Annotated in this window: 5 protein-coding genes and 1 rRNA gene; 2 read left to right on the forward strand and 4 right to left on the reverse strand. The window is 46.0% G+C overall.

The features are described from left to right. A 5S ribosomal RNA gene (rrf, locus tag KDK18_RS09840) occupies positions 1–87 on the forward strand; the annotation flags it as partial. Between the two features lie 168 nt (positions 88–255). Here rrf and KDK18_RS09845 read toward each other — a convergent pair. The 4 genes from KDK18_RS09845 to KDK18_RS09860 all read right to left on the reverse strand — a co-directional run bounded on the left by KDK18_RS09845 (position 256) and on the right by KDK18_RS09860 (position 4,138). After that, on the reverse strand, positions 256–570 hold the full coding sequence (locus KDK18_RS09845; protein WP_257254728.1) for a hypothetical protein: 315 nt from the start codon (positions 568–570) through the stop codon (positions 256–258). Positions 571–658: 88 nt separating this feature from the next. Then, positions 659–1,135: a hypothetical protein gene (locus KDK18_RS09850; RefSeq protein WP_257254729.1), complete on the reverse strand. Its 477-nt coding sequence runs from the start codon at positions 1,133–1,135 to the stop codon at positions 659–661. Between the two features lie 166 nt (positions 1,136–1,301). Then, on the reverse strand, positions 1,302–2,114 hold the full coding sequence (locus KDK18_RS09855) for a formate/nitrite transporter family protein (protein WP_257254730.1): 813 nt from the start codon (positions 2,112–2,114) through the stop codon (positions 1,302–1,304). 254 nt (positions 2,115–2,368) lie between these two features. Continuing rightward, a complete protein-coding gene (locus KDK18_RS09860; protein ID WP_257254731.1) occupies positions 2,369–4,138 on the reverse strand; it encodes a DEAD/DEAH box helicase in 1,770 nt (589 codons plus the stop codon). A 124-nt stretch (positions 4,139–4,262) separates the two neighbouring features. Here KDK18_RS09860 and KDK18_RS09865 point away from each other — a divergent pair, with 124 nt between their 5' ends. After that, positions 4,263–4,922: an XRE family transcriptional regulator gene (locus tag KDK18_RS09865; RefSeq protein WP_257254732.1), complete on the forward strand. Its 660-nt coding sequence runs from the start codon at positions 4,263–4,265 to the stop codon at positions 4,920–4,922. Positions 4,923–5,125: the final 203 nt, after the last annotated feature.

Below are 5,125 nucleotides of genomic sequence, written 5' to 3' on the forward strand. Positions count from 1 at the left end.
CGATCCCATCCCGAACTCGGAAGTGAAACGACAGATCGCCGATGGTAGTGTGGGGTTTCCCCATGTGAGAGTAGGTCATCGCCAGGCATTGAATAAAGCAAAACCCCAGTTGAGTGATCGGCTGGGGTTTTTGTTGTGTGGGAAAAAAAGAGCAGAAGGATTAAAGATGCACTGCGATAAATGCTAAGCCAATGATTAACCCGAGGGTAGAGGTGATAGTTACCGGTGGTTGGTTGCAGCGCTTTATTAAATGCATCACTTGCCATACTTAACTTTGGCTAAAATTGAGCAGATTACTGGTGCCAAAACGGAACCAACGATAAGAAATGTAAGCTCCATCTCTGATGCTAAGCCTGTAGATAGTAGCAAGGCAGCGATGGTGATATTGATAGCCAAAATGAACAGTCCAAAACCAATAATTTGAGCATAGTTATCTGGATTGGAAATCTTAGAAGAATTCCAGCCACTAATCAGGTGAACAGACTTCTTTACTCCAATCATATAAGCAAGGATGTAGCCAGGAACTGCTCCTGCTATAAACATGATTAATGCTCCGATTATATTTTCCATAACCGAACTCTCCTTAGCACTTAAAAGCCGGTTAGGTTTTTTATCAGCCCTAACCAAACGTCAAGAAAGCAAAAAGTGGTTTTTTTGATCAGTCGTATTCTGCTACTGTCAATGGTGGCGGTTCAGGTTTTTGGCTGGGTTCTGTAACAGCAACACTCTCCAGAAAATCCATGATGCTCTGAACATCTTCCAGTTCACCTTCTTCATTCCAGAGTACTGCGATGGAACCTGTCCGGAAGGCGACTCTTACAGCAGAAGCAGGCAATTTGGAGAGTATCTCAGAGCTGACTCTGGTGTTTTCAGGCCAGTGTCCATCGGCTTTCTCCAGAACAATGAGCGAGTCATTGTCTTGAGCAAGAGACACTGTGGAATACTCAAGCCAGGGGCTTTGTTTGATGCTGGCAGCTTCAGGTAAAAGATCTTCGTCTCTGATTTCCCGGCAGGTAAAGCCAGACAGGATGGCCTTGTTTCTGAGCTTCATGCGTCGCCTTTCCGATCTGGAAGGTAGGAGCAGCATAAAGTTACCAATAATAGACAGAGCAATGAGTGCGACAATCCAGATCATGTTTTTATGTTAGAGGCCAAAAGTATAATAATATCGAATAACATCACAAATATCGTGGATATATAGATCTAAAAAATCGATGGGTCGGGGGGATCGTTCAGTTCTTGTTTCTCAATGCAGCATCTGCGACTACCTCTTGAATAAGAGAGGTAGTCGCACCGTTGTGTTATGCCAGTTCGCGCTCTGGGCTGGTTCGTACATGGGTCAGATAAAGTGGCAAACCAACCAGAAGGAAACCCCCTACCAGATTCCCCAGAGCAGTCGGTAGCTCATTCCAGATCAAGTAATCCATAACAGTAAACTCACCGCCCATAATCATTGAGAAGGGGAAAAGAAACATATTGACGATAGAGTGCTCAAAGCCCATGAAGAAAAACAGCATAATGGGCATCCACATGGCTACCATCTTGGCACCTGCAGAAGTTGAGATCATGGCACCGACAACGCCCATTGATACCATCCAGTTGCAGAGCATTCCCCGAACAAAAATGGTTAACCAGCCAGCAAGACCGTGCTCTTGGTAGCCTAAAGTTCTCGACTCACCAATGGCGGAGACCTTCGCAGCTATTGCTCCACCATCAATGCTGTAGCCGTAGGTCAAAATAAACGACACAAAGAAAGCGGTAGTCAGTGCTCCGGCAAAGTTCCCCAGAAATACCAGCCCCCAATTCCTGAGAAGCCCTCTCATATCGACGCCGGGTCGTTTATCAATTAACGCCAGGGGAACCAGGGTAAAGACACCAGTCAGCAAGTCAAACTTCATGAGATACAGCATGATAAAACCGATCGGGAACAGCAGAGCTCCAATTAGCGGGGAGCCAGTATTGATAGTCACTGTAATGGCAAAGATGGCAGCCAGCCCCAGAATAGCTCCTGCCATGAAGGCCCGGATAAAGGTATCTTTGGTCGACATAAAGATCTTGGACTCACCGGAGTCCACCATTTTTTTAACAAATTCATCGGGTTCGATATAAGCCATATAGTTCCATCTCGCTTTATTTATTATTCGTCGAGTCCTTTGCAGCAAGAAAGATGCCTGACCTTTGATCTGTCTCTTAACATTCTGTTTTTTAATAAGTTAACCACTTACAGGATGGTCAACGCTACAAGAAGGGAATTGCGGGGAAGGAAGAGAATCGGTGCATTTTTGTGTAAACGTGCACCAAAGATGGAAAAAGTGCTGGTGCTCTTTCAGACGTATATCCTGAAGGAAATTAATGAACGACAAAAGCCTTATTCTGCGTTATAAGCCTTTCGATAATGACCTTCATAGTCGAAAAGCTTATCAATGACCGACCAATAGTGTTTCTCTTTTTGAGCAATCACGAAGTCAGGTTTGCGAAATTTCTTTTGCTGACGAATAACGGCATCCACGGACTTTGCCCTGAAAGGCTCAGCACGGTTAATCAAAGCATGCTTGCCAAAATGATGATAAAAAGCACCCTGTTGAGCAGGGGTATCCAGGCGGAAATACTCGCAGACTTCGGCTCCGTCTTCATCGTAGTAGGTAATTTTGATTCTGGGGTTATTGCCCCCGGAGTCAGGTTCCAGCGTCATGCCAGAGCAACGAAGAACCATGCAGTCTTTCAGGTTAAGGGCGTCTCGCAGTTTTTTATCCGGATCAACCAGTGCTCTTCTGCATTGATGGCACTTTCTGGCGGCAATATCGTTCTCTGCACCGCATTCTTCGCACTCCTTGAAGCGATAGCGGAAGTCACATTGAACCATTTGACCTTCAAACTCTTCAATGCCCTGACAGCGGCGGCCATAGTGTTCAACCAGATCACCGTCGTTGTCGAGGATGCCCCAGAAGCTGTTCTCATGGCCACAGGCAGGACAGGGAACCGTCACCGGAACGGATTGGGAGTCTGGCTTTGGGCTACCTATTTCAGGGCTGAACAGATCATAGCGATTTCCGGCAAAGTCTATCACCAGACAATCTTTCTTGCTTTCTGCCAGACGAAGCCCGCGGCCCACAATCTGTTGATAAAGACTGACAGACTCTGTGGGGCGAAGAATAGCGATCAAATCAACATGAGGGGCATCGAAGCCGGTGGTTAATACTGACACGTTGACGAGATATTTGATCTTCTGAGCCTTGAAAGCCTGAATCAGGTTGTCACGCGCCTGAGTGTGCGTGTCACCAATAATCAAAGCAGATTCAGATTCTGGCAGATAGCCTATTATTTCCCGGGCATGATCCACGGTGGAGGCGAAAATCATGACGCCTTTTCTGTCTTCTGACGCTTTCATAACCTGGGTGATGATCTGTTTCGTTGCCCGCCCTTTGCCTTTCAGAAGCTTGTTCAGATCCGCTTCGCTGCAGCGACCAAAACGGTCTCTTGATAAAAGGCTAAAGTCGTAAAAAATAACTGGAGCATCGATTAAAGTTGCGGGTGTCAGATAGTGATTTTTAATCATGTACGACAATGAAAGTTCATAGATACAGCTTTTGAAAAATCGCTTTTCAGCCGTTTTCAGGGTGCCTTTTTTGTTTCCAGGCAAGTAATGCTGATAAATCCAGCCCATTCCAAGCCGATAGGGTGTAGCCGTTAACCCCAGTATTTTCAGCCTCGGATTGAGCGTTTGGAGGTGCTCTATGACCCTGTGATAACTGGAGGTCTTCTCCAGAGAAACCCGATGGCACTCATCAATGACCAGTAGCGAGAAATGATCGTCATCAAACTGATTCAGGTTTTTGGCGACCGATTGAATACTGCCGAATACAACCTGCTCAGAAGCTTCTTTCCTGCCCAGGCCGGCACTGAAAATGGAGGCTTTCAAATCATAGCTCTCATACTTGGCATGATTCTGTTCAACCAGCTCTTTGACATGAGCCAGAATCAAAACCCGGCCACGGGCAATTCGCCCCAGTTCACTGATCACCAGACTTTTACCTGCACCTGTGGGCAGAACCACAAGAGCAGGGTCGTCACTTTTGCGAAAATGCTGTATCACTTTGGAAACAGCTTCTTTTTGATAAGAGCGTAGCCGGAAAGTCATTGATTGATTATATAGGTCCTTGATAAAAGGCTGAACAGCGAATGACTTTTCATATCTATATCACTGGCATCAGACCTGCTGTTGTATAATCAACCCTTTATTCTTTTTCAGGACAAAGCAGGGTATGGCAAACGCTTTCGCACGTCGATTTCAGTTGATAGTTGATCGTCTGACACAGGGTAACAAAAAACAGTTTGCCGAAATGACAGGTAAATCCGCCTCTCATATCTATAAAATCTGTCGGGGTACCAGCCGCCCTTCCATGGCTTATCTGGAAAGTCTCTATGATGAGTTTCGGGTAGACTTAAACTGGCTGCTGACGGGTAATCAAAACGACAGTGGACAAATCTCTGATACTTCAGACAGTAAAGAAATTGTCTTCACTCCTATGTTTGATGTGCAGGCCAGTGCAGGGATGGGCTCTGTAGTGCAAGGTGAAGATGTCAGCGACTATTTTGCCTTTAATAAAGCCTTTCTGAGCCGACAGCTGGGCGTTTCCGGTGAAAACCTGGCATTTGTCACGATCACTGGTGACAGTATGCTTCCTACTTTTCGGGACGGAGACCAGGTGTTGGTAGATATGTCCCGGAAATCAGTTCAGAGTGAAGCGGTTTATCTTATTCAGACAGACGATGGTTTGATGGCCAAGCGGGTCAAACAGGTACAGCATGAACTGGAAATAACCAGCGATAACCCTGAGTATCCCGGTTGGAATATTGATCTGAAAAAGCTGGAAGAGAATCCGGTAGTGGGCAAGATCATCTGGTGTGCCCGGGCGGTTTGAGCACTATGGTAGGGGTACAATTTTCAATATCGTTGAGCCAGAAAAAGCATTCTGTCATGCTAATCCGCTATAGCAGAATTGGCACTAAGGAAGCAGTGTCCCCTGCAAATAAAAAAGGGTTACGATTGCTCGTAACCCTTTTTTATATATGGTGCCTAGGGGCGGAATCGAACCACCGACACGCGGATTTTCAATCCGCTGCT

Source organism: Endozoicomonas sp. SESOKO3 (assembly GCF_024606255.1).

Bases quoted from the DNA above. Each gene is read 5' to 3' on its own strand.
- KDK18_RS09845 (WP_257254728.1), bottom strand. From the start codon at position 570: ATGGAAAATATAATCGGAGCATTAATCATGTTTATAGCAGGAGCAGTT.
- KDK18_RS09850 (WP_257254729.1), bottom strand. From the start codon at position 1,135: ATGATCTGGATTGTCGCACTCATTGCTCTGTCTATTATTGGTAACTTT.
- KDK18_RS09855 (WP_257254730.1), bottom strand. From the start codon at position 2,114: ATGGCTTATATCGAACCCGATGAATTTGTTAAAAAAATGGTGGACTCC.
- KDK18_RS09860 (WP_257254731.1), bottom strand. From the start codon at position 4,138: ATGACTTTCCGGCTACGCTCTTATCAAAAAGAAGCTGTTTCCAAAGTG.
- KDK18_RS09865 (WP_257254732.1), top strand. From the start codon at position 4,263: ATGGCAAACGCTTTCGCACGTCGATTTCAGTTGATAGTTGATCGTCTG.